Source organism: Paenibacillus sp. lzh-N1 (assembly GCF_002872435.1).
GTDB classification, from domain to species: Bacteria; Bacillota; Bacilli; order Paenibacillales; family Paenibacillaceae; genus Paenibacillus; species Paenibacillus polymyxa_C.
The window spans coordinates 4,274,056-4,297,553 of sequence record NZ_CP025696.1 but is presented as its reverse complement, the minus strand read 5'-3'; the positions used below and the strand labels follow the sequence as shown (position 1 = coordinate 4,297,553).

Here is a 23,498-nt window from a genome sequence, read left to right as displayed (position 1 = left end):
TTTTATATTTTGATTACGCTTTCAAAAATATATAACGAAAAACGGCAATGATTGCCGTCATCTGTCGTTCACATTATAGCTTTTCTTCTATGATCTTGTCCAGCAAGGCCTCGCATCCTGCGTCCAATAATCGATAGGTCTCTTCAAAGTTCCCGGTAAAATATGGGTCGGGTACTTCTCTTAACTTTTCTCGAGGAAGCAAATCCATGAATTTTAGAATATCAGCATCTGCTCCACCTGCAAGTTTACGCACGTTTCGTTCATTAGAGTCATCCATGCACACAATATAATCAAATGCGTCAAAATCACGATCCGTTATTTGCCGTGCCTGTATGCCTTGTTCGCTGATTCCGTGCAGTTTAAGCTGCTTTAGCGTTCCCTCATGCGGAGGATTTCCAATATGCCAGTCGCCTGTTCCAGCCGAGTCCACCCGAATTTCTGCGTCTAATCCCCGTTCCTTTGCTTTATGTCTCAGTATTGCCTCCCCCATGGGAGAGCGGCAAATATTGCCCAAACACACAAACAAAACGTTAATCATTTCGTTCCCCTTCCTATTCACGTCGCACTTTTTTTCTGTTCCATTGTAGCCAGGTCCTCCAAAATTGTGCAAGCCATATTTAACGCGGTATACTTAAAATGATCGTATATCTGGAACCGTATGCAGAAAGAAAGGATGTTGGTTATGACGAAAAAGCGAGCCATTGTATTTTCAGGCGGTCGTCTTAATGAAGAAGATTTACAACAAATACAACCCGATGATTTTATTATAGGCGCAGATAAAGGTGCCCTTTTCCTGATAGAACACGGTATTACACCACATGTCTCTGTAGGAGATTTTGATTCGATTACTTCAGAGGAACAAGAACAGGTAAAATCAGCAAGCCAACGTATGATTGCGTGCGATCCAGTACATAAGGACCTAACTGATACAGAGCTTGCTTTAGAAATTGCTATGGAAGAACAAGTAGATCATGTACTCTTGCTCGGTGTTACTGGCACTCGAATGGACCACACCTTAGCCAATGTTCAAATATTAGTACGGGCCATGCAGCATCACATTAGTTGCGCTATCATGGACGCACATAATTATATTGAGCTGACCGGATCAACGCTCGAGATCCAGCCCATGGGCTATACATATACATCCCTGATTCCTATGACCGCCGAAGTAACAGGTATACAACTGGAAGGATTTATGTATCCCCTTCATAATGCCACCCTCAAAATGGGACAATCACGGGGTGTCAGCAATAAGCTAACGGCTGCAAAAGGTACTATTTCTATCAAAAGCGGTCTACTACTCGTTATTCAAAGCAAGGATTAATTATGACATTGTTGTAACTATTTAAAAAGTTGTTCACACACTCAAAACCCTTGACTAACAAGGGTTTTTCGGTTTTTTGAAGGTACTAGAATTAATTTATTTTTTACAAATTGTAATTTTTAATCGTTTTTTAATAATTGCGACGTAAGCCTTGCCCCACAAGCATTCGAGAGTAGTTTTCCAACTATTAGGCGGCTTCAAAACTGTTATACTCAACGCTGTCAGTTAGTTAGCAACTCAGCAAAATATTGCACAAATCAATTTTTGGAGGTACTTACAACATGAATATGCATAAAATCATAAAAAAGGTAATTATCGCAGGAGTCGCTGCCACTATCGGCTTTGGTACTTTTGCCATTGAGGGAACAAATACAGCACAAGCTGCTACTGCTACTACTACTGTAGGTCAAAAAGTAATTAACTACGGCAAAAAATATATGGGTACTCCTTATAAGTTTGGAGCTTCCACAAGCACTACACGCAATTTTGACTGTTCTTCTTTCATGAAGCACATATTCAAGAAATACGGAGTCGATTTGCCGCGTACTTCTGTTCAACAGTCTAAAGTCGGACATGCCGTATCCAAGGCTAATTTGAAAAAAGGTGACTTAGTGTTCTTTTCAAGCGGTAGCCGTGCCACAGGACGCAATATTACTCACGTAGCAGTATATATGGGCGGGGGTAAAATCCTACACACTTACGGTGGACCTGGGGTGACCATCTCTGATTTGAACTCCGGCAACTGGAAAAGAACGTACATTAAAGCACGTCGCGTGCTGTAATGTAGAACTCATTTAAATTGGTAAGCCGGGACGAAAGGTCTCGGCTTTTTTTATTTATACTTTATGCTATTTTGCTTCAGTTGGCGTTCTGAGTGAATAGCCAATGCCTCGTTCCGTTCGAATCATTTTAAACTTTTGCCCTCTATCTACTTTAACCCTTAAATGCCTGATGTACACATCTACTACGTTCGTATCAGCGATATAATCATGTTTCCAAACATCCTTTAAAATTTGCTGCCTGCTACAAACTTGGTTAAGATGTATCGCCAGATGTAGCAAAAGATCGAATTCTTTCGGAGTTAATTCCAGCTTTCGCTCCCCTCTGCTCACCATTCTGCTTGCAGTGTCTATATGTAAATCTCCTGCCTCGATTGCTCTTTTCACATCACGTTCAACACCAAAAATTCGTAATAAATTAGCTACTCTAGCCTGAAGAACTCTAGGATAAAAGGGCACTACCATTACATCATGTGCTCCTTGTTCAAAGCAGTAAACCATAAGTGCTTCCTCATCTGATGAAATCATTACAAGCAGTGGAACATGAGGATAGTTCTGCTGCAAAATGCGAATCAAGCCTTGAGTGTCCGCCTGTTCATCTTTAATGTTCAGGAGTAGCAAACTCACAGGATTTTGAGCTATATAAGGGCTTACATCCGATGTATTACGAACATGAACCACCTGATAACCTGCCTGCTCCAATGGATGAACGAATACAGCGGGCGCTTCATTTTCATCCACAAGTACAATTAACGGGCTCATCTTTTCACCCACCTGGTTTGGACATCGCATTACATATTGGATACGAACAAGTTTGTTATAAGCCATTTAAACATATTTGTGTTAGTGTAACAAAAAAGCAGAAAATCATTCTCAAAGAATGGTTTTCTGCTTTATGGTTTTCAGCCCAAATAGCGATGATATAGACTTCTTGCTTTTGCCAAGTCCTTTGTCCCATGGATCAGCGCTCTGCCATCTGCAAAAACAACCAAGCGATGCTCGCCCACACTAAAGGAAACCAGATACGAATTCCACTCTACGTTCCCCTCACCCAATGCTGTAAATCTATTTGCTACCTCTGCGAGATTCAGATGTGTCCGGTTGGCAGGTCTTATTTGAACGGTATCCCTACCGCACAAAACATCTGTTTTCTGCCGATAAGAGGCTGATAAATAGGGATACGTCGGTTGGCTACCGCAAGAAGGACAATTCGCTTTTTTTAGACGATCCACTGCTATTGCTACATACTCATTTTTCCACAAATCAAACGAAAGCAACTTTCCTCTCAAGTTCTCAGGATATCCACCAAGAAGCTTGAAAGCTTCCGTAGTCTGGTTAGCGGTGACCATTTGTACTGCCTGCGGAATAATCCCGGCCGTATCACAGGTCTCCCCTCCAAGCGGTACAGTTCCCATCAGACAGTGTAGACAAGGTGTCTGACCCGGTAAAATAGTGTAAGTTACACCATAGCTACCCACACATCCTCCATAAATCCAAGGAATGCGATGCTTGAGTGCCATGTCGTTCATAAGAAGCCGGGTATCGAAATTATCGGTTGCATCCATCATGAGATCTACCCCCTGGATCAACTCTTCCAGCTCTTCTATCCCAACATCCAAGACATGTGCATGTACAATTGTTTCCGAATTAATATCCTTTAATCTTCGCTGGGCAGCTACTGCTTTGGGACACCTTTGCACAGCATCACTTTCCTGAAAAAGCTGCTGGCGCTGCAAATTGCTCCATTCCACATAATCCCGGTCTACCAGGCTTACCGTACCTACGCCTCCACGAACTAACGTTTCTGCAATACCAGTGCCCAGCGCTCCAACACCTATGATTAGTACATGAGAGGAAGCAAGCCGGCGTTGGCCTGCAGGCCCAAAGGGTGCAAACCTTTCCTGTCTGGAATAACGGTCACTTTGTGGTGGTTCAGCAGCAGATTTTTTAGTAATCCTCATCCCTGAACCATGCCTTCTATCGGACTGCTTGCTGAAGCATAACGTTTTACAGGAATCATCCCCGCCTCAAATCCATATCTGCCTGCACGTACAGCCAGCTTCATGGCCTCAGCCATTTTCACAGGATTCTTCGCTCCTGAGACAGCTGTATTCAGCAGAACACCATCTGCTCCCAACTGCATTGCCATTGCTGCGTCACCAGGTGAGCGAATACCAGCATCGACAATGACCGGAACTTCCGCTTGCTCGATAATCAACTCTAACGAAAACGGATTGAGCAAACCATGTCCTGTACCAATCGGCGACGCTCCAGGCATTACGGCATGTACTCCAAGCTCTTGCAACCTCTTCGCTAGTATCACATCATCCGATATGTAGGGTAGCACGACAAAGCCTTCCTCTAGCAACTTTTCACTAGCTTTCAATGTTTCAAAAGGATCAGGCAACAGCGTCTTGCTATCCCCAATGACTTCTACCTTAATCATATCGCACAAGCCGGAGGCTTTTGCCAACTTGGCAATACGGATTGCCTCCTCTGCTGTTGTTGCCCCCGCTGTGTTGGGAAGAAGTGTATACCGGCTCAAATCCAGTGTATCGAGAAAATGCTGCTTATCCCGTTCCTCCAAATTCAGTCTGCGCACAGCGAACGTTAATATTTCCGTCTCAGCAGCCTCTACGGCTTGGGATTGGATATCCAGATCCGAAAATTTCCCTGTTCCTAGCAACAGCCTTGAGGTAAAAGATGCTTTTCCAATGGTTAACATGATCAACCGCCTCCTACAAAATGTACGATTTCTAGGCAATCTCCATCCTTAAGTACCGTTTCATGATGATCTTCACGGGTCAATATATGCCGATTCAGCTCTACCACTACGGTTTTCACCTTTAAATCAAGTTCATGCAGCAATTGATCCACACGAGTGATTCGATTGGAAATGGTCATGCTCTGTCCGTTAATGGTCAGCTTCATAAGCTTTCCTCCTTGAAAAGTTCAGAAGAAAATTTACTTATTCCAAGTCCAGCTGCACCAGCCCCTTTAAGCATAGCTGCCATCGCTCGCCCAGTCGCATCACTAAGCAGGACACCGTTGCGATAATGCCCGACTGCAGCATAGACGCCCTCTACTCCAGGAACAGGCCCAATGAAAGGACGCTCCGCAGCCGCCTGCGGACGCAAGCCTGCCCATGCACGTACAAAAGAAGCTTCCTGTACACGCGGTAACCAGGCAGATGCACGTGCTAACAACCCCTTTAAGCCTCCTACGGTCACCTCTTTGTCATATTGATGCGGAAGACTTGTGGCACCAATCCAAAGCTCGTTATTCTGTTTAGGCACGAGGTAAATATCGTCAGCATAAATGGTATAATCCAACGGATGATCCTTCGAGGAGACTGCTACCGCTTCGCCCTTGACCGGGTATAGTGGATAATCAAACCCAATTTGTTCTAGCAATTTCAAGCTGTCCAAGCCTGCGGCAATCACGACCTGATCGCAGGAAAAAAATCCACTATCCGTTCGCACACCACAAACTCGACCATCCTGTATGACCAGTTCCTCAGCTTGAGTTCCAGACCATATTGTTGCTCCCAGCACCGCAGCTGCCCCTGCATAAGCACGGCAAAGCTGGACAGGAGACACTTGTGTCTCCTTTGATCGGTAGATAGCCCCAATTACTTGATCTGCCAAGCCCGGAATCCGTCGGGCCAACTCCTTGGCATCCCACCAAATGGGACGATCATCCTCTCGCATATTCGCAGCATTCCAGCGTTTTTGGCCCTCTGCTTCCGAACGAAATGGGGTCACAAATCCTCCTGTACGAAAGTCCACTGAAATACCCGATAAACGTTCCAAATCACAGACAAGGTCAGGGAATGCATCTCGACTTGTACGGGCAAATCGTGCCAGCTCAAGGTCTGCAAACTCTTCACTTTCCGCTGCCAGCATTCCCACCGCTGCTCCTGATGCTCCCTCACCAGGGATCCATCGTTCCAGCATGATCGTACTACGTCCCTCCTTAGCCACATGATAAGCAATGGAACTGCCGATCACACCTCCGCCTATGACCAAGCATTCAGCGTGTCCTATCGCTTTTTTCTCTGTATGTGTCTTTGACATATGTTCCGTGTCTCCTCTCCAGTAAGCATTCTGCTTTCCCTTCGTCTTGTTTTCTTGCTACAGGTCGTGAACTACAAGATCTACCATTCGCCTATATTCCATCGCTGCTGCAACGGGTGACTTTGCTTCCCATATACCAGACATCACCGCAATTCCGCTTGCTCCAGCATGATAAAGCTCTGGAACATGATGGGGTTGTATGCCTCCCAGCGCTATCACCGGAATGTCCGACAATCTGCAAATGCTTTCAAGCTGTGCTATACCCCGCGGTACAAGACCAGCTTTACAATGGGTCTCATATACATGACCAAATAGTACATAGTCTGCTCCAGCCTGCTCGGCGGTCTGCACCTCCTCCAACGAATGTACAGACACTCCACAGCGTGTACCCTCTGAAAGTAGACTTTTCGCATCCACCACAGATAACCCATTAGCTGGAAGCTGGACAGCTCCTGCCGAGGTAAGTAAAGCTACGTCCACGCGGTCATTTACTACAATTTGCCGCAAAGGAACTTCCTGCTTGATCATGCTACGAGTCAAAGAAAGCAAAGCAGAGGCACCCTTCTGTTTCGAACGTGCGTGTACATAATGAATATAAGGACAAATAGCGGCAGCCACTTGGGGTACATTCACACAGGAGACACTTTCCATCGTAATTACGTGTAATTCGATCTCATTTTCACCTCACTTGGACTAAAGAATATGAACTTGTGTTATCAAAAAATCGTATTAGCTGAATCTATACTGTTGTAGCTCCATATTGGGTAATATCATACGGAGCCAGCCACTTGTACCAGCAATAATGAAAGGAGATCATATGTAAATCCGTCTACGGAAAATCGAACAAATGAAGATGAACGAAACGCAAAAAGCCACTTCCCAAAGGAAGTGGCTTGACAAACGTTCAAAATCAAACGGACTATTATATCCGTAAACGTATATCGTTCCTGCGCAAACAAAAGTAAAGAGCTACTACCTTGTTTGTACAGTACTCACTTCCCTACGCTGGCATAACCCAGATCAGGTACAAAGGGTCCGAAATCCATTTATTTCGTCTCAGCCGCATGGGCGGCTCCCCTAGTGTGACTATTTTATTGTATCAGCTAAAGATAGCTTAGCATATTTTCCTAATTCTGCAAACCCCACCTTGTGTGAAATCTGTCAGAACTGGATTTTAGTTAACTTTACTAGACCACTCTTCTACATTCCACGTTTTGGTTACCCAATCCTCGTAAAAGTCCGGTTCGTGGGATACAAGCAATACGGTCCCTTTGTATTCCTTCAAAGCGCGTTTGAGTTCATCCTTTGCTTTGACATCCAAGTGGTTGGTAGGCTCATCAAACAGTACCCAGTTGCTCTCACGCATTAGCAGTTTACAAAGGCGGACTTTAGCCTGTTCTCCACCACTAAGCGCAGACAAAGGCCGCGTGATATGCTCATTCTTCAAACCACAACGCGCCAAATGCGCTCGTACTTCATGCTGATTCAAATGTGGGAATTCATTCCATACATCGTCAATTGGTGTAATTTTCTCTGCCTTTACTTCCTGCTCAAAATAAGCGGGCTGCAAGAAATCTCCTTGATAGGTTTTTCCGCTGATCGGAGGTATTTTCCCCAGAATGGTTTTGAGTAACGTAGACTTACCAACACCATTGCAGCCAACAATTGCGATCTTTTCGCCACGTTCGATCGTCATGGACATTTTAGGCAAAAGGGCATGAGTATAGCCAATTTCAAAGTCAATACCTTCAAAAACTGTTTTCCCGCTTGCACGGGCTTCTTTGAACTGAAAGGTTGGCTTTGCGGCTTCTTCAGGCTTATCAATACGTTCGATTCGATCAAGCTGCTTTTCACGGCTTTTTGCACGACCTGATGTAGATGCGCGCGCTTTATTGCGCTGAATAAAGTCTTCCTGTTTCTTAATATATTCCTGCTGCTTCTCGTATGCATCAATATGCTGGGCTTTGTTCAGATCCGCCATTTCAAGAAACTTTTCATAGTTAGCTGAATAACGGGTCATCTTAGCAAATTCAAGATGGTAGATTACATTAACGACTTGGTTCATAAATTCAGTATCATGTGAAATTAGGATAAAAGCATAGGGATAATCCTTCAAATATCGCGTAAGCCACTCAATATGCTCCACATCCAAATAGTTGGTAGGCTCATCCAGCAGCAATACATTTGGCTTTTCCAACAGCAACTTCGCAAGCAGCACCTTTGTCCGTTGCCCACCACTAAGGGCTGCTACATCCCGATCCAGTCCGATGGCGGAGAGACCTAATCCATTCGCCATTTCTTCAACCTTCACATCAATGAGGTAAAAATCCCCCATATCCAGTTGCTCTTGAATTTCTCCCATCTGTTCCAGCAGGACTTCCAACTCTTCGGGAGAAGCCTCTCCCATTTTGTCCGTAATCTGCATCATTTCCTTTTCCAGTTCCAACAAAGGAAGAAACGCGTCTTTTAATACATCACGTACTGTTTTACCTGGCGTTAGCTTGGTGTGCTGATCCAGATAGCCATAACGTACACGTGGAGTCCATTCCACTTTGCCTTCATCTTTAAGCAATTTTCCAGTCAGAATGTTCATGAGTGTCGATTTACCAACACCATTTGCTCCTACCAATCCTACACGTTCCCCCGCAAGTAATCGAAAGGAAACATTTTTAAATAACGCACGGTCCCCAAAGTTGTGGGATACATTTTCTACAGTCAATAAACTCATAAGCTGTTTTTGGCTCCTTATTGTCTCATCGGCATTGCCGAGTGTTCTTATTTCATATAGCTATCGTTTCTTTCAAAGCTTTATTGTAGCACATCCGGCACCCTTATCGGAATATTGAAAACAGCGAATTTTAAGGTTTTCAGATGGATTGGCCTAAAAAAAGAAAAACAGTTAATCGTAGTAGCACTTAAGCTCCTCTTCGGTAGGTACGTAAGGAGTTTCTTGCTGCTTTGGTAATCTAAGCTTCTAGTATACAGAAGCTTACAATTCCCTAGCAATGAATGCCTAAATAATTGATAAGTTCTAATAACAATTAATAAAAAGGAACTCTATGTAGACAGTCCTCATGAGTATCGGAGGAATAATAAAATGGAGAAAATGTAATCATCCCGGTCTGGGTTCTTGACCGGGATGAAATAAAATTAATTTATAATTGGCTATCTTTCAGCAGACATGGCAATTTCTTTTGTTTCATGAACTGTACCAAATGGATGCTCAGGCGGTGCATAGATAACGTATATCTTAAGGGGCGTATTTCCTGTATTAATTACATTGTGCCATTTTCCAGCAGGTATCATAATTGCATAGTCATCATAGGCCATCACTTGATAATCTAATTTGTCTTTCCTATCCCCCATTTGAACAAGTGCCTGACCTTCTTCAATACGTATGAATTGATCAGTTGTTGGATGAGCTTCTAAACCGATATCATCGCCAACATTAATACTCATCAGAGTCACTTGAAAATGTTTCCCTGTCCATATAGCAGTACGATAATTTTTGTTTTGATTTGCAGCCTGGTCAATATTCACTACAAATGGACTTTGTCCATAATCTCTTAATATTATCTTTTCATTGAGATTACTGTCGTTGTTGTACCAATTGTAGTATTGAGGATTATAACTCCGATAGTTGTAATTACAGCTGTTATACATAGGAATATGCCATGGGAAGTGATGGCATGATTTAGGGTACATACTCATTCTCCTTTTTTTGATTCAGTGTTTACTTATCATATGCGGTTGCCTATATAAAGGACTAAAAACCTTCAACATTAGGCAAGTGCCTAAATGATGCCAAGACAAAAATATTCACAAGCGGTTTCGTCTTTTACTTCAACAGATATTAGCACTTAAATTTACATATAACTGCATATACTTTGCGAGTGGTGTCAGCTTCGTTGGAACTCCCCCGATATGTCGAGTATCAAATTCCATTTATTTGACTCACTCTTTAAAATAGCAGTGACCATAAAATCGAAAGACTAGGCTGTCACTGCAGGCCAACCTTTTAGTTGACCTAATAATACGAAACCCACCCCGGAGAGTGATTAATTTAAGCTGTTATGATATTTGTATTCGAAATACCCAGCAGCTGCCGCAGATTTTTCATCCGTAAAACGCTCAACCGCTTGAAAAGGAGCTGGATATGAATCTCTATAAAAATATTTCATTCCAGTACCCGGTTCTATGCCTCCAATAATAGATTGCTTTCGGACGACTCTTCCACCACCAAACCCATAGTTATTGTAATATCTGTCTCCAACTGGAATGCCTTGGATAAACGCGATCATACCCACATCATCTATCGTGTTATACCATTCCTCTTGTGGAATGAGTGGAAGAGTGAACGTATAGGAAATGCCATTCCGTGCTGCTTTTTCGTTATGGACGTTAATCATTCGAGCCAGATCTTCCTGAACGGTGCGAACGATGGTAGAACGGCGCATTTGCTCAAAGGTTAATGAATTGTTCAGTAACGAAATGGGGGTCTGACTCTCAAGCTCCTTTTGAAAACCCTCCACCCATCTCTGATTCCGCGCATCATATGCGTGCAGATAATTGTCCAGGGTGAATCCCACACTATTGCCTGCTGCATCAACATAGGCATAAGGCTTTTTTTCGCTCCACTTGTGGCCTATGACCGCTTGTCCATACGCATCTTTATAGGTTGCTGAAGCGAACGTATAATAACCATCATAGTCCAGAATCACAATGACTGGTATGTAATCCAATAACGCACGTTGTGCTGCTGTATCCCCATCAATGCCCATATTAAGGAAGAAAGTGTGCAGGAACGTGGTCAGTGCTTCTTCTTTATCTACACGAAAAAACTTATCTGATCCATATCCGGCCTCGCGTTCCTGACGTTCATTCTGTGAGAGCACAACACCTGCATCCTGAACTGCGGTACGGAGAGCAGACGTATATTTCATTTCTAGCTGCTGTACTTCACGCTGATTCTGCACTCGTAAATCACTAACCACACCAAAGGGCAAAAAGAGTAGGACAAATATAACTGCAAAATCAGTAATCTTCATTCAAAACCATGCCCCCGTAAGAAGCTGAAACTGCCGGCTTATCGTTATCTATTCCACCCAAAATCCAGGATTTGTATAAATCCGCAGGAGTTCGATTCGTATTATGTAATCGTACTGTAAAATAATCTCCGGCCATCAAGGTATACCGACGTGTCTGTTCCGACTTGGGCTGCGAATTATCAGGAAACAGTACAGGTAAGATTTGCGGGTTATAGTAGCCATCGTATACAGCTTCATAATTACCCAGAAAACTGTCTGGCTTTGCCGCATCTGCATAGTTCGGTACATATTTTTTGTGCATATGCTCCAAATCAACTTCGTACGTATTGCCTGTCAGCTCCAGATCACGCATAAAATCGTTATACATCGTCGGTGTAATGTAACCTTTGGTTCTTACCATATCAACAAAATGTACAGTCGAATGATATGTATTTAACCCGGATATATCATCCTGCCGTTCAGCAGCTTGAGCTGCGGGTACGATGTACAAAAGCAATACAGCGAGCAACGCCCCCAACAGCTTGGATATTGTTTGAACCACTTCAGTCCTCCCCCAATTTCTCAAAACGTACAGATGTTATGTCTCCGTTCCCATTACGCTGTGGGTATATGGCATATATAGAGGAAGCATCCAAGGTAGATACATCAGGCTCAAACGGTTCAGAGTATACATCGTACTCTAAACCGTCAACTTGAACCGAAATCCCCTCCTGCAAGTTCATCCGAATGGTCTGGATAACTTGAGTCCCCTTAATCCGTTGTGGCGTCTCCACCTCTATAGTTCTGGATATCCGCCCCTCTGATTGCTCCTCCCGCTGCGACCTTAATTCCAGTGCACTACCCAATTGACTGGACAAGTTTGCTGCTGCTGCACATGCGGTTATAAATAGAATAACTGACACACCAAGCCACAGCATACTTGAAGCGTGATCAGACATGCTCACATCTCCCTTATGACTATCATCTTTGCTGTACTTCTTAAGACTGGGTAAACAACAACCCACGTACCACGTTTGATTTGTCTTTAACGATTTCAGCCTTGAATTTACCACTTGGATTTACGTATTCATTCTCCTTTTCATTAAGTGTATTCGCAATTTTTCCCGTCTTATCACTGCCGCCATTCACAGCACCATACTGCTCGCTGTCTGGACTAATGTTCAGAGCATTTCCATACCACTGTCCTGCCATATTTTTGCCGGTTTTAATCTGAATACCAAACTGGTCCTTTCCCTGAAACTTCCGCAGCGCATTGGTTACCTGGGAGCCGCTAATTGTTGTGCCGTCGTATACTGTAAAGGAGGCTTGAGACAATTCGGTCTGGATATCGGCGAAATTGTTTTGTGCTGTTTTAGTAGCTTCCTGAGCTGAGATAAACAGTATGACTACAATTGTAATTAGTGCGATGGTCAAAAATATCCCAGCAGCTACCTTTAATGCTGTTGATGCATTGTTCATTTCTTTCTCTCCTCAACTTGTAATATTGGTTAATCATCATTGAATTTACTTACTAAATTTTTTGTATTTGCTCATAATAGCTATCCATTTGAACAAAGCTCATACCGATCAGCGGAATCACCAAATATAAAAAGATAAGACCATACATCGGGGCAAAACCAATCATCCTCCCCCAGATTGCCTTGCTGTCTATTATTTTTTCATACTCCTGTTTTCTTTGTTCAAAATAGTAGGTCATCTGGGATTCCAAATCATCAAACGCCTCTCTAATGGTAATTTTCCCCAAAGATAAATAAAGCTTGTCCACCAGACGTTGAAATTCCGGCAAAGGTGCTTCTTCTTTCAACAAATCGAGAGCTGCCTCTGGTCCATGTTCATAATGAAGCAGACATTTTTGCAGAGGTCTTTTGAAGATAACTGAAAATCTGTTCAGCCACTCCAATATTTCCTCGACAGACATTCGTTCCATAACCCGTAAAATGGAAATAACCGTTTGAAACTGATACACCTCATGCTTCATGTCCAAATAACGCATTTTCCGTTGCAAATATAATAAAAGCATGGGCATTTGGTAGGCTACATACCCAGCAACTATACTAATCAGTACTTCCCACCATTTGATATATTCTTCATTCCAATCTTTCAGCTTTTGGAGAATTCGTTGAGTATTTCTGGATAGCTGCTCTGGAGTAGCTGTGCCATTAGCATAGTGTTCTAAAGCAGCGTACGCTCGCTCGTATGTGCTATCCGCTTTCATGTTCAACGTTTGTATGATTTTGCGGTCAATCTCACTCTGCTTCAAAGCTTCCTTTTCCTCTATCGGACTTAAACGTCCAAACATTTGACCCGATTGTACTGGTGCGTGAAGGATATGCGTTTTTTCAGCTTCATGTAAAATAAATATGGTGCTGATACTAAGCACTAATCCTAAGATAAAAAGAGCAATTCTACGTATGTAGAGCCACTCAAGCTTTACCTCCGCACCACTTTCCTTTAATAGTCGGGTTATCTGGGAATAAGATGTCATATGCTGCCGGGGAATTAAAGAATCCACCATATTACGAATGATGGGCAGACGATATAACTTCTGCTCCCACACCCTCCGCCCTTTACCCGCACGATATCCTGTCTCGTCCGACTGTTGCAGTTTCTGTAACAGAAAGTAGGATAGGATGATAACAATGTAAACGGTCAATTTTGTGATATAACCCAATTTCCCCTGATAAAACTCATCCATGGATGGAAAGCTGGATCTCGCCCATCTCTCGATTGGGGTAGTAAAGAAAACGGGAGCCAGTGCGATCACGTTTAAACTTTTTAGTAGGTAGTCCAGTTTATTTCTCCGCAGTAACTCCAACTGGATTTCACGTGCAAGACTGCTTAGCCCCTTTAAATAAATGGAACCACCATCCTCAACCCGATCACCAAACTCCATTACCATATACGAAATACCAGCAAAGGCTTTTAAAAACCGATTTGGAGCTGATTCATAATATCTTTCGAGTGCTTCGTGCGGATCAGCATCTGTCAGCGCCTCATGGATGAGCCGTGCATGTCTTCCAGCCTCTGCTTCTGCTAAATCGGCCGCTTCAGATATGGATTCTTCTACCATACCGTGCTGATGATAGTGATGACGTACATTGGCGAACAATTCGATCATTTGAGAAAGTAGCCTTTTTTCCATTTGGCTAGTGGCCACATCTATAACAAGACTGTTGATTACCACTCCACATAAAACGGCCAATATAGCAAACTCTATTCCTGGTTTCATCATCAACAGCACAACGCCGCTGCAAACAAAAATACCCCAGATGAACAGTATCATCTTCATGGTCTGCAGACGAAGCTTATACTCATCGTATGCATGCTGACCAGCTAGTCGCTTACGTACACTTGTGATGTATCCAGATGTGATAGGGACCCTCATACACAGCGTATACAATTTATGCATTAAAGTTTGAAGTTCCCGTTGAAGTACCGCTTTTCCCTTTCGTGCTTCCTGTACAGAATGAATTCTACCTCTGCGAACTGCATAGCTCTTATGCTTATGCAACCCATACAAAACTGTATATAGAACTGCAAATCCCCCACCTGATATAAGCAAAACCCACAATAAAATTTCTTTAAGACTCATAGTCTTCCTCCCAATAACGGGTCAAAAAACTGCGGAAATCTGTAGCATCCTTAGCATTCATTTGCTCACACATTTCTTCTACGCTTTTAGCTGTTAAGGGCTTCATTGGTATATAACTTCCATTTCGATATTCCATAACATGGCGATAGCTATAGCTCGATGAAGCATTGGGACCTACATCCGTATGCTCTAGATTACGCGGTACACATTCTGTGATCCGTTCGATATAACGCCGCCCTTGCGCATCACGCTTGAGATGCACATCAAAATTAATGACATGCACTACCTGTTCTTCAGCAATGCCTTCATGCTGAAATACTCCAGTTTTGAGCAGTGAATTACGAAGCGAAAATACAAGATCACGAAATGTTTTAGCATGGTGAGTAAAAATAGTGAACAGACTAGCAACCTGCGACATTTGAATCATCCAAGCAGCTACTTCATCACTCGCTACTTCGCCTAGAATATTGACGGTTCCATCTGTTTTTTTCTGCAAGTCAAGACCTTGTTGTCCTGAAATATGATCTGTTTCTCGAAAGGTAAGAATATTACGGCGACTGTAGATGTTGCGTAGATGCAGCTCAAAGGCCATTTCCTGAACGCGAAGCGTATACGAAGCGTAAATATGCTTGACCATCGCCATTAACAATGTTGTTTTTCCTGAACCCTGCGCACCTGTAATTGCAGTAATCCGACTGCCTTTCATTAGATAAGATAATAGCTGGATTGGAACATCAGCGTTTTGCCCCCTAATTAACTGTTCCAGCGAAGCGCTTTGAATATCAAACTTACGAACAAAGAAAGCCCATGATTCAGAGAAAGGCGGGCGCACTACTACTACCCGTGATCCATCCTTCATTTCGTTGACCTTATAACCATTCGCTTCAGAAAGCTGTCCTGGATAATTGTATTTGTAAATATTTTGACATACCCTTTTAAGCTCACGTTCCGATCCGAAGGAAAGGAATGAAAGATGGATAGTTTTACCTTTATAGAAAATCCACACACTCTCATATCCATTTGTAGTAGGCGCAGAGGTTTGTTCAAATACAAATCTATCTGAAGACCAATGTGGTGATGAAGGAATCCCACCTTCCGGTACACCACTGACACCCCCGCTTACACCATCGATCTTTTGGTCACGAATATCATCAATGACAGAAAAGCCTTTATAATTTTGATAAATCCGCTGCACAATAATATCCACTTTCTCCATAAAGGAAAGGGGACGGTATTCACAGTCATAGATATAGCGGATATCCTCTGTCGTTACGAAATAGCTTCCATCCTCTTCACCTTGCTGTGAATACCTCATTTCGGCTAAGTCATAAGTATCCAGTAAACGTGATAGTGCATCCGCCCCAAACTTCTGCTGATATTGGTAAAAAATAATTTCGAATTGATCCTGTGTGTCAAACAACTCAGGTCTGGAGAATGGCATAACAGTATCGGCGATTTTCTCGTTCAAACCGTAACCGTTTATCAGAAGCTCACTCATCAGATTTTTAACAAAACGTTTATCTCCACTGCTGCCATTGGCACAGTCCTTTAACGCCCTTCGTAGTTCCGCCCTTTGATGGATACGCCGCCTATATTCCTCTTCATGTAATCCGGCATCTGCCATCTGGCTGTGACTTAGTTCATGAAGCGCATTTTTGATATATTCTATCAATGTTTCGAATGTGGCATCTTCGTTCTTTGGTTCTACCCGAAGAGCTGAATGTTGCGAGTAAAGATTCCCTCGATATTTAACAATAATCAGTACGATGCACAACAACACAATGCAGGTAACAATTAACCCGTTGATCATATGAGCGGACAGCATTAAGCGCCCCTCTCCAAAGCCTTGAGCCGAAGATCGGACTCTACCGCCTCCAGAATAGCTTTGCTAATCTGCCGTACGCTCTGCGCCCATCCTACAGACATAAAAAGCTTGCGTTGCTGATCTTTTCCACTTCGCACCTCGCGCTGCACATGGCCAATCACATCCCTGCGGTTCCATGCGTCCATAAATTCGGTGCTATAAGGAACTGTATACAAAGTACCCTTGTAGCCATATCTCCTGCGTATATTCGCTTCATTCGCTTGTGAATGCACATCATATTTTCCAAGGACAATTAATAAGGGTAATGACGAATATGTGGATAACGGAGACACAGATTCAAAATAAGCGTCCAACTCACGCATATTCTGAGTGAGCGAAAGAACAGCCAGTTTGGCTCGTGCACATGCTTCATGCTGTACAGCCCCCCAGCCTCCCCCACTCCCTGCATCAATCAGCGTTAAATCATAATATTGATTCGCTGTATCAATTACCACCCTTACAAGATCAGGGGAAAGTAGCGGCGGTGCAGCTCCAAAGCCGGAGGTTCCCTCAAGTACATCTAGAGTGTGTTCTAACACAGGTATTGTATAGTTACGAATATTTTCTCTAGACAGCGTCCCTCTCAGAACTAAACGTGAAACAGCCTCCCAGCCCCCTTCCTGAATCTGTAGACTCGGATCGTCCATGCCGTACTCCTGTATAGGAAATCCTGATTCAATACCGGTATGCCTACGGCCTAAATGAGTCAATAAAATTCTTCCTCTATATAAATTACCTATGGTAATTGCTATTGCTGCCGCTAAAGAGCTACTCCCACTCGCTCCCTTAATTGGACTCCAAAATAAAATGGTGCTCATGCTCTCCTCCTTTCCGCACGCTTTAGCGCACGATGACTCTCTTTTATCTCCCAACTCATCCATTCCCCAATGCAACGGCACAATTCTCTCTTATATATTCTGGATAGAGGTTTTAGCAGAAGCTGTTTTTTATGCTCATTTTCCAGCTTTAGAGCAAGCTGCCCCTCATCCCATGGCAGTACATACGGCTCTTGCTGCCATAACGCAGGGAAGCGGTTCATGTATTCCCACAAATACGCTTCCTCCACACCACAATCCACTGCTTGTATAAATAGCTTGTGAAATACAAGATTTTTGGGGAAACCAGGTTGGTCAAACAAATGCTCAAGCCAATTCTGTCCGTTGTGCATTAACATGTGGCTATAATCACTGACCCAAACTCGCAGTTCTGCCGTTTTCCAAACCGAAATTGGACAAAAATCAGGCAGCTCTACATCCAAAATAACAATGTCATAAGTCTGTTCTTCATTTTGATCAGCCAGCATATCGATATGCAGATCTTCCCATGCTGTAAATCCAATTGCCACATCGAATCCACAAAACTGCGTAATGGGTAGTGGTTTATCAAGCATTCCTATGCTATACCGATACCGTCCCCGCAGTGTAGCATCCACAAGCAGTACCTGTTGACCGGAAGCTGCCAATACGCTGCTGATGTATAATAAGGTATCGCTTTTGTCACAAAGACCGGCAAATATCCATGTTTTCATACTTCCGTTCCTTTTCTCTCATTTATTTGGCATACGGATCAGAGCTGCCGCCCTGCGTTAGAATCTTCGTTTGTTCTTTGTGATCCTGTTCCTCACTCCCTGTATCATCAATTCCGCTTGCTGCATCTTCAATAGCTGTGCCCGCATGCTGAGCTGCAACCTCCTCACTTAGGACTCTTTCCGCAGGTGTTGAAATCACATTGTTTGATGAACCAATCGCATTTTCTAGAGAATCTCGTAGCTGCTTGGACAGTTTTTGTTCAGCAACACGGACTAAATTCGGATCACTATTCATTAACGCTAACACCTGCGCATTAGGCGGATAGGTCGGGATTGCCTTGGGCTGAAATTGGGGATCTACATATGTCAGAGCATAGATGGATGCTTTATGCAGATAGGCATCTACAATAGCACTCGAAAGCGATAGTATTTCCTGCTCATTCATAGTAACCCATACGATTGGGCCTTCCAGCCGGGAAATCTTCTTTTTGGATAATAGAATGTAATCCTGACCTGTTGGAAATTGAATGCGGATATCTACTTCGTCCCCTGACTTCAGGCTGCTGGGCAGTACCACCACTTTTAACTCACGGTTGCGTAAATCCTTAGGTGTCGGTTCTTTAGCAGTAATCATAGCCGATGTAAGCACAGATCCTTTTTTTAGTTCTATCTTGGCTGTAGTGCCGGAAACTTCATTTTTATTTGCCAATAAATTAGACGGGGCTTGAGAACCAGGAACCTTAATTCCCTTCAAATCATTAGATGTAATCTGCTCGCCTGGTGAAATGTCACGAACAACCGCCCAGCCTGTTTTCGCGGTCCGTTGCTCTTGTTCATACAGTTTCCATTTCTGCTCTGCCTCCACCTCTGCCTGTTTCCTGATCTCACTCATTTGATGGGTATTCAGTATAAGGTAGCTCACAAAGATCATGCCTACAATTCCCGCGCCAATACAACCTGCGGATAGTTTTTGTTTGCTGCTTTTTCTTAGCTTAGACACACAGCTTCTCCCCTACCTCTTTTTGATATATACATGTCTATTTATTTAGTGCTGCCGTTTAAGGAATCCGAAACGTTTTTTCCGGGTGTCTGTAATGACTCCACGAAAAAGCTCATCCAATACCTGATCCATTTCATCATCCTGTTCGAAGGGGTCTGAGTGGAACGGCAGCGCAAATACTTTATCGTGTTCTAGCTCCTTTCGTAACCTGCGGACAGCCTCCGAGGATGCCAATGGCAAGCAGTAATTCCATTTATGTTGCGGATGACGCTGAAGAGATCGGGCTAAGCCCGTTATATCCTGAACTCTCCATTCGGCTCCTGAGCCAACAACTAGCGGGTAATCAGCTCTCAGAAATTCTTCCAGTCGTTCATTGTCCTGCCCATTCCCCAAGTCCAGTACGATAAATCTGTAGGAGCCGCCCAGCAAAGAAATGACATCCGCACGAGATGTTTGCCGCCAATAATGGACTCCATCGACTTCAAAACGCCGACTTGAACTCGCTTGTCCAACAGGTATGCCTTCCACGACTTCTTGCAGTCGGGCGAATGCCTTAGCTGTACTATGTAGCTCAACCAAGGCTACAGAGTGGGCTCTTCGAGCCAAGTAGTGGCTCACCGCAATTGCTGTGTGCGTAGCACCGGAGCCGGAAGACACGCCCAGCACAGCCACTACCCTTGTTCCAGCATAATCCATTGAAGCATTACTCATAGATTTTCCTGGTTGAGCAGACTGAAAATCAGCACTGCGCCTCAGTTCTCCAATGACCTCCTCAGCAGACTGAAATCGTTCCTCAGGATGATGCCGCAGCAGCTTTCGAATTATCGGAATCAAATGTCGAGGCAATTCCCCACGAATATACCCTTCAACTCCTGCAGTCCACTCGCTATATTTACCACCTGTACATAGATACAATAGTAACGCCCCCAGACTGTACAAGTCCGAACGAGCATCCGTCTGTCCTGTTCCATATTGCTCTGGGGCAGCGAAGCCTACTGTGCCCAGCTTTATCGTATCCTGATCCAGCTCGGACTTATAACTCCTCGCTATCCCAAAATCGATCAGCTTAAATTCCATTTCTGGTGTCAGCATAATATTCGCCGGCTTGAGGTCCCGATAAATGACTGGTAATTGACGGGTATGCAAATAATCAAGTACATCCAATACCTGCAGAGCGAGTGGAATGATTTGTTCCTGTGGTATATAGCCTTGGTATCCCCTCATGTATGCTTCCAGCGTAATTCCTTCGATGTAGTCCATAACCAGATATACCGCACCAGATGGAGGATACTCAAAAAAATCAACAATTCTCGGTAAGCGTGGATGGCTTAGCGAAATCAACATTTCGGCTTCCGTCCGTACAATCTTCATTATTTTTGGATCGGCAATCGACTCCTTCACCGCCCAATGCTTGCCCGGCAGCTTTAAATCTTCGGCCATGAACACGCGGCTCATGCCTCCCGAACCTAACGTGCGAATTATTCGGTAACGCTCACCGACAATTGACCCGAACTCTAATCGTGATGGTTGATTCATCATTCTCTTACCTCCCTTCTAAAAGCAGACAACGCAAAAAAGGGAAAGCCACCGCAAAATGAAGTCTTCATGCTGACATGAAAACAATTTTCGCGGGATGCTTTCCCTTGATTTAACACAATTATTTTTTTAAAGGAACAATTTGGCTTTATTATATAGCACACCTGTATCTATTGTAAAGAATTATTTTCCATACTTGATCATATACAGGGTAATCTCGTCTCGGTTATGGAAAAGCTGCTTAGCTCGCTGAATCTGCATGCCGGACTCCTCAAATGAAGCAATCACATCATGAATGAGCGCTAAGGGCTTTTTATGCATTAGCTTGACTGTTACGATAGCCGTACCACCACTCCGCAAACTATATAGTAAATCAGTAACGAGCCTTGCCATCTGTTTTGGACTCCAGCTCATATCACAAACCAGCAGATCGAACGAATTCTCTTTAAATTTGACTTCACTTGCATTTTTACGCAAAAACGTCAGGTTGGCGTACTTCATCAGTGATGGCTCCATCTTGGCCGGATCAACCGCTGTAACTTTCAGTCCACGCTCCAGCAAAAAGGAAGTCCATCCACCCGGTGCTGCCCCAATATCTAGTCCCTGATGGAAAGCGCTAAAATCAATACCGAACGTTGCTTCTGCTTCCAGTAGCTTGAATTTGGCACGAGAGATCTGTCCGTCTTCCTTCTGAAAACGAACTGCACCTCCACTCCAATCCGATAGGTTGTCCTGAGGATGTGATACACCTGCGTACCACGTATCCGTATCTGCAAAAACGGACACAATAACATCGGCGCCTTGTACCACCAACTCCATAGGTAGTTCACTTAATTGTTCACTCAAAGCCAGCCTGAGTGCACCTGCGCTTTCAGTCCAACTGCTATTAGTTCCTTTGCGTACTTGCAAAGAAACTCGTTGATCTATCAGTTCCCTGCGGTTACGGATAAATGCAACCAGACGCTCTTGCACTTGAACCAGATCCGTTCCTTCCTCCTGAAAATGAACAGGAAACAAGTGGCGAAGAAACATTGGTGGCTGGCCTGTAATCGTCCTCACTGTTTCAATTTCTCCCGCGGGTAGTGTTGCTAAAAAAATTTCACCAGGTAGAAGCATTGTACTTTTTACAGACCCAAATAATCTTCTAAGCTCCTCTTGAGCATAGGGTGCAAAACCATGGTTGGCCGTACAAACAAATCTTGATGATGACAAAGCGCATTCACTCTGTTCATCTGTATTCATGTATAGTTCTTCCAAAATAACGTTACCCTCCAGTGCACACCCGAATCCAGGGACGTTCACCATCCCATTCCAGCTCAACTGGAACTTCATAAGTGTGCATAATCAATTCTTTCGTTAAAACTTCTTTTTTCGATCCAGCAGCTGCGACTTTGCCATCTCGAATCAACGCAACATGCGTAAAAAGAGGGACAATCTCCTCAATGTGATGAGTTACATAGACCACTGATAAGTCTCGCTTGCGAAGCCGATCAATCTCGACCAACATCTTTTCCCGTTCAAATAAGTCCAATCCGGCACAAGGCTCATCCATAATCAGCAGACGAGGTTCAGCCATCAGCGAGCGGGCCAGCATTACCTTTTTACGTTCTCCTTGCGATAATGTGCCCAACGGGTGATGAATCAGATCGCCTAAATTCATACCCTCCAGAAGAGATACGGCTTTTTCTTTTGCCTCCGTCGGAATCTCCTGATAAAAACGCAAAAAAGCATACGCACCTGTAGCCACCACTTCCCAAACGGGATCTTTTAGCGCCAGCTTTTCCAGTAATGTCTGGCTAATGTATCCGATCTGCTTGCGAACTTCTCGCACATCACATTGACCATACGTTTGCCCAAGCACTTCAACCGTACCACGACTTGGAAACATATACCCTGTCATCATTTCCAACAATGTTGTTTTGCCGGAACCATTGCGACCCAGAATAGCCCAGTGTTCACCTTCTCGTATTTCTAGGCTTACATCGTCCAGGATACGTTTTTCTTCCCGCTGTAATGTAATGTTCTTTATGGATATCATTCCATCACGCTCCTTATCCTGCTCAGCAAGTGTCCTACAGATTCCATTTTGTAGATGATTTCAGGATTTTTGTTTTCACCATTATATATAAGAAGCGCGGGGACGCTGGAAATCCGATACTCCTGAACCAGTTCAGGAATATAGTTAATGTTGCTCTGCACCACTGCTCCTTCGGGGAGCAAATGCTCTGCTACCTCTAACATTCTACGGGCAGCCGCGCATGTTCCGCACATGGGAGTGTATACAAACAAAGCCAGCTTACATCCTTCCCATATGGCACGGCGCGCCTCTTTTTGTCCGATCTCTTTCATCGCTTAGACTCGTTTAGGATCTCTTGCATACGCACCTCAGGAATTGGCCCGTTATGCACAGTGACTCCCTCCGGCTTACTCGCATAAAGCAGATCATACATGGCTCGCCGCCCCTGCGGACTGGAGGAATGCAAGTAAATTTCACGCGGATATAACTGTTTACTTGCAATAGCAGCAGCTACATCCTTTCCCGTCGGTTGCCCTGGACCCAAATCATAATCTAACGATAGTATCGAAATAGGGTATTCATGAAGTAGAAGCAGACACTCATCCGCATCCCTTGCCAGCTTAAAACCTGGAGGACAAGGTCGATAATCGTCCATAAACAAATACACCAACTTCTCCTCCTTCTTCCCAAAAAAGTAAGCTTACACCATTCTCTAAGATCACTATTATCTATTT

Annotated in this window: 25 protein-coding genes and 1 riboswitch; of the genes, 2 read left to right on the top strand and 23 right to left on the bottom strand. The window is 43.8% G+C overall.

Features of this window, described 5'->3' with window-relative positions; genetic code table 11:
- Positions 1–73: 73 nt before the first annotated feature.
- The gene (locus C0638_RS19520; RefSeq protein WP_044788148.1) at positions 74–538 is read right to left on the bottom strand and encodes a low molecular weight protein-tyrosine-phosphatase; all 465 of its coding nucleotides are present in this window, start codon (positions 536–538) and stop codon (positions 74–76) included.
- 144 nt (positions 539–682) lie between these two features.
- On the opposite strand from C0638_RS19520, the gene C0638_RS19515 reads away from it, so the two are divergent.
- Together C0638_RS19515 and C0638_RS19510 are read left to right on the top strand one after the other, a co-directional pair.
- Positions 683–1,324, top strand: coding sequence for a thiamine diphosphokinase (locus C0638_RS19515; protein ID WP_044788149.1), 642 nt, complete (start codon positions 683–685; stop codon positions 1,322–1,324).
- A 281-nt stretch (positions 1,325–1,605) separates the two neighbouring features.
- Positions 1,606–2,106, top strand: a complete 501-nt coding sequence (locus tag C0638_RS19510) for a C40 family peptidase (protein ID WP_013371461.1) — start codon at positions 1,606–1,608, stop codon at positions 2,104–2,106.
- Between the two features lie 66 nt (positions 2,107–2,172).
- Here C0638_RS19510 and C0638_RS19505 read toward each other — a convergent pair whose 3' ends face one another.
- The 22 genes from C0638_RS19505 to C0638_RS19395 all read right to left on the bottom strand — a co-directional run bounded on the left by C0638_RS19505 (position 2,173) and on the right by C0638_RS19395 (position 23,431).
- Complete coding sequence (locus C0638_RS19505; RefSeq protein ID WP_013371462.1) at positions 2,173–2,865, bottom strand: response regulator transcription factor; 693 nt, start codon at positions 2,863–2,865, stop codon at positions 2,173–2,175.
- Positions 2,866–3,005: 140 nt separating this feature from the next.
- Positions 3,006–4,064 carry a ThiF family adenylyltransferase gene (locus C0638_RS19500; protein ID WP_013371463.1) on the bottom strand — a complete coding sequence of 353 codons (1,059 nt, stop codon included), beginning with the start codon at positions 4,062–4,064 and terminating at the stop codon, positions 3,006–3,008.
- On the bottom strand, positions 4,061–4,828 hold the full coding sequence (locus tag C0638_RS19495) for a thiazole synthase (protein ID WP_040103594.1): 768 nt from the start codon (positions 4,826–4,828) through the stop codon (positions 4,061–4,063). Before C0638_RS19495 ends, C0638_RS19500 begins: the two co-directional genes overlap by 4 nt.
- A gap of 2 nt (positions 4,829–4,830) precedes the next feature.
- Positions 4,831–5,034: a sulfur carrier protein ThiS gene (gene thiS / locus C0638_RS19490; RefSeq protein WP_013371465.1), complete on the bottom strand. Its 204-nt coding sequence runs from the start codon at positions 5,032–5,034 to the stop codon at positions 4,831–4,833.
- A complete protein-coding gene (gene thiO, locus C0638_RS19485; protein ID WP_040103593.1) occupies positions 5,031–6,179 on the bottom strand; it encodes a glycine oxidase ThiO in 1,149 nt (382 codons plus the stop codon). The genes thiS and thiO overlap by 4 nt, the downstream gene beginning before the upstream one ends.
- A gap of 57 nt (positions 6,180–6,236) precedes the next feature.
- Complete coding sequence (locus C0638_RS19480; protein WP_058711857.1) at positions 6,237–6,830, bottom strand: thiamine phosphate synthase; 594 nt, start codon at positions 6,828–6,830, stop codon at positions 6,237–6,239.
- 329 nt (positions 6,831–7,159) lie between these two features.
- A riboswitch (TPP riboswitch) is annotated at positions 7,160–7,268 on the bottom strand.
- Between the two features lie 85 nt (positions 7,269–7,353).
- Positions 7,354–8,907: an ABC-F family ATP-binding cassette domain-containing protein gene (locus tag C0638_RS19475; RefSeq protein WP_013371468.1), complete on the bottom strand. Its 1,554-nt coding sequence runs from the start codon at positions 8,905–8,907 to the stop codon at positions 7,354–7,356.
- A 437-nt stretch (positions 8,908–9,344) separates the two neighbouring features.
- A complete protein-coding gene (locus tag C0638_RS19465; RefSeq protein ID WP_013371469.1) occupies positions 9,345–9,884 on the bottom strand; it encodes a cupin domain-containing protein in 540 nt (179 codons plus the stop codon).
- Between the two features lie 353 nt (positions 9,885–10,237).
- Positions 10,238–11,227, bottom strand: coding sequence for a hypothetical protein (locus C0638_RS19460; protein WP_013371470.1), 990 nt, complete (start codon positions 11,225–11,227; stop codon positions 10,238–10,240).
- Positions 11,214–11,768: a hypothetical protein gene (locus C0638_RS19455; protein WP_013371471.1), complete on the bottom strand. Its 555-nt coding sequence runs from the start codon at positions 11,766–11,768 to the stop codon at positions 11,214–11,216. Before C0638_RS19455 ends, C0638_RS19460 begins: the two co-directional genes overlap by 14 nt.
- A 1-nt stretch (position 11,769) precedes the next feature.
- Complete coding sequence (locus C0638_RS19450; protein WP_013371472.1) at positions 11,770–12,165, bottom strand: hypothetical protein; 396 nt, start codon at positions 12,163–12,165, stop codon at positions 11,770–11,772.
- Positions 12,166–12,205: 40 nt separating this feature from the next.
- On the bottom strand, positions 12,206–12,685 hold the full coding sequence (locus C0638_RS19445) for a hypothetical protein (RefSeq protein ID WP_007430644.1): 480 nt from the start codon (positions 12,683–12,685) through the stop codon (positions 12,206–12,208).
- Between the two features lie 52 nt (positions 12,686–12,737).
- Complete coding sequence (locus C0638_RS19440) at positions 12,738–14,819, bottom strand: hypothetical protein (protein ID WP_058711858.1); 2,082 nt, start codon at positions 14,817–14,819, stop codon at positions 12,738–12,740.
- Positions 14,809–16,644 carry an ATPase, T2SS/T4P/T4SS family gene (locus C0638_RS19435; RefSeq protein ID WP_058711859.1) on the bottom strand — a complete coding sequence of 612 codons (1,836 nt, stop codon included), beginning with the start codon at positions 16,642–16,644 and terminating at the stop codon, positions 14,809–14,811. The genes C0638_RS19440 and C0638_RS19435 overlap by 11 nt, the downstream gene beginning before the upstream one ends.
- Positions 16,644–17,501, bottom strand: coding sequence for a hypothetical protein (locus C0638_RS19430; RefSeq protein ID WP_058711860.1), 858 nt, complete (start codon positions 17,499–17,501; stop codon positions 16,644–16,646). Before C0638_RS19430 ends, C0638_RS19435 begins: the two co-directional genes overlap by 1 nt.
- Positions 17,498–18,211: a hypothetical protein gene (locus tag C0638_RS19425; RefSeq protein ID WP_013371477.1), complete on the bottom strand. Its 714-nt coding sequence runs from the start codon at positions 18,209–18,211 to the stop codon at positions 17,498–17,500. Before C0638_RS19425 ends, C0638_RS19430 begins: the two co-directional genes overlap by 4 nt.
- A 22-nt stretch (positions 18,212–18,233) precedes the next feature.
- Positions 18,234–19,211, bottom strand: a complete 978-nt coding sequence (locus tag C0638_RS19420; protein WP_058711861.1) for an SAF domain-containing protein — start codon at positions 19,209–19,211, stop codon at positions 18,234–18,236.
- Between the two features lie 45 nt (positions 19,212–19,256).
- Positions 19,257–20,750 (bottom strand): serine/threonine protein kinase, encoded by a 1,494-nt coding sequence (locus tag C0638_RS19415; RefSeq protein ID WP_058711862.1) that lies wholly within the window; start codon positions 20,748–20,750, stop codon positions 19,257–19,259.
- A gap of 180 nt (positions 20,751–20,930) precedes the next feature.
- Complete coding sequence (locus C0638_RS19410; protein WP_102163874.1) at positions 20,931–21,989, bottom strand: 23S rRNA (cytidine(2498)-2'-O)-methyltransferase RlmM; 1,059 nt, start codon at positions 21,987–21,989, stop codon at positions 20,931–20,933.
- A gap of 22 nt (positions 21,990–22,011) precedes the next feature.
- Positions 22,012–22,785, bottom strand: coding sequence for an ABC transporter ATP-binding protein (locus tag C0638_RS19405; protein ID WP_013371481.1), 774 nt, complete (start codon positions 22,783–22,785; stop codon positions 22,012–22,014).
- Positions 22,782–23,096, bottom strand: coding sequence for a thioredoxin family protein (locus C0638_RS19400; RefSeq protein ID WP_058712057.1), 315 nt, complete (start codon positions 23,094–23,096; stop codon positions 22,782–22,784). Before C0638_RS19400 ends, C0638_RS19405 begins: the two co-directional genes overlap by 4 nt.
- Complete coding sequence (locus tag C0638_RS19395) at positions 23,093–23,431, bottom strand: cyclic-phosphate processing receiver domain-containing protein (RefSeq protein ID WP_013371483.1); 339 nt, start codon at positions 23,429–23,431, stop codon at positions 23,093–23,095. The genes C0638_RS19400 and C0638_RS19395 overlap by 4 nt, the downstream gene beginning before the upstream one ends.
- Positions 23,432–23,498: the final 67 nt, after the last annotated feature.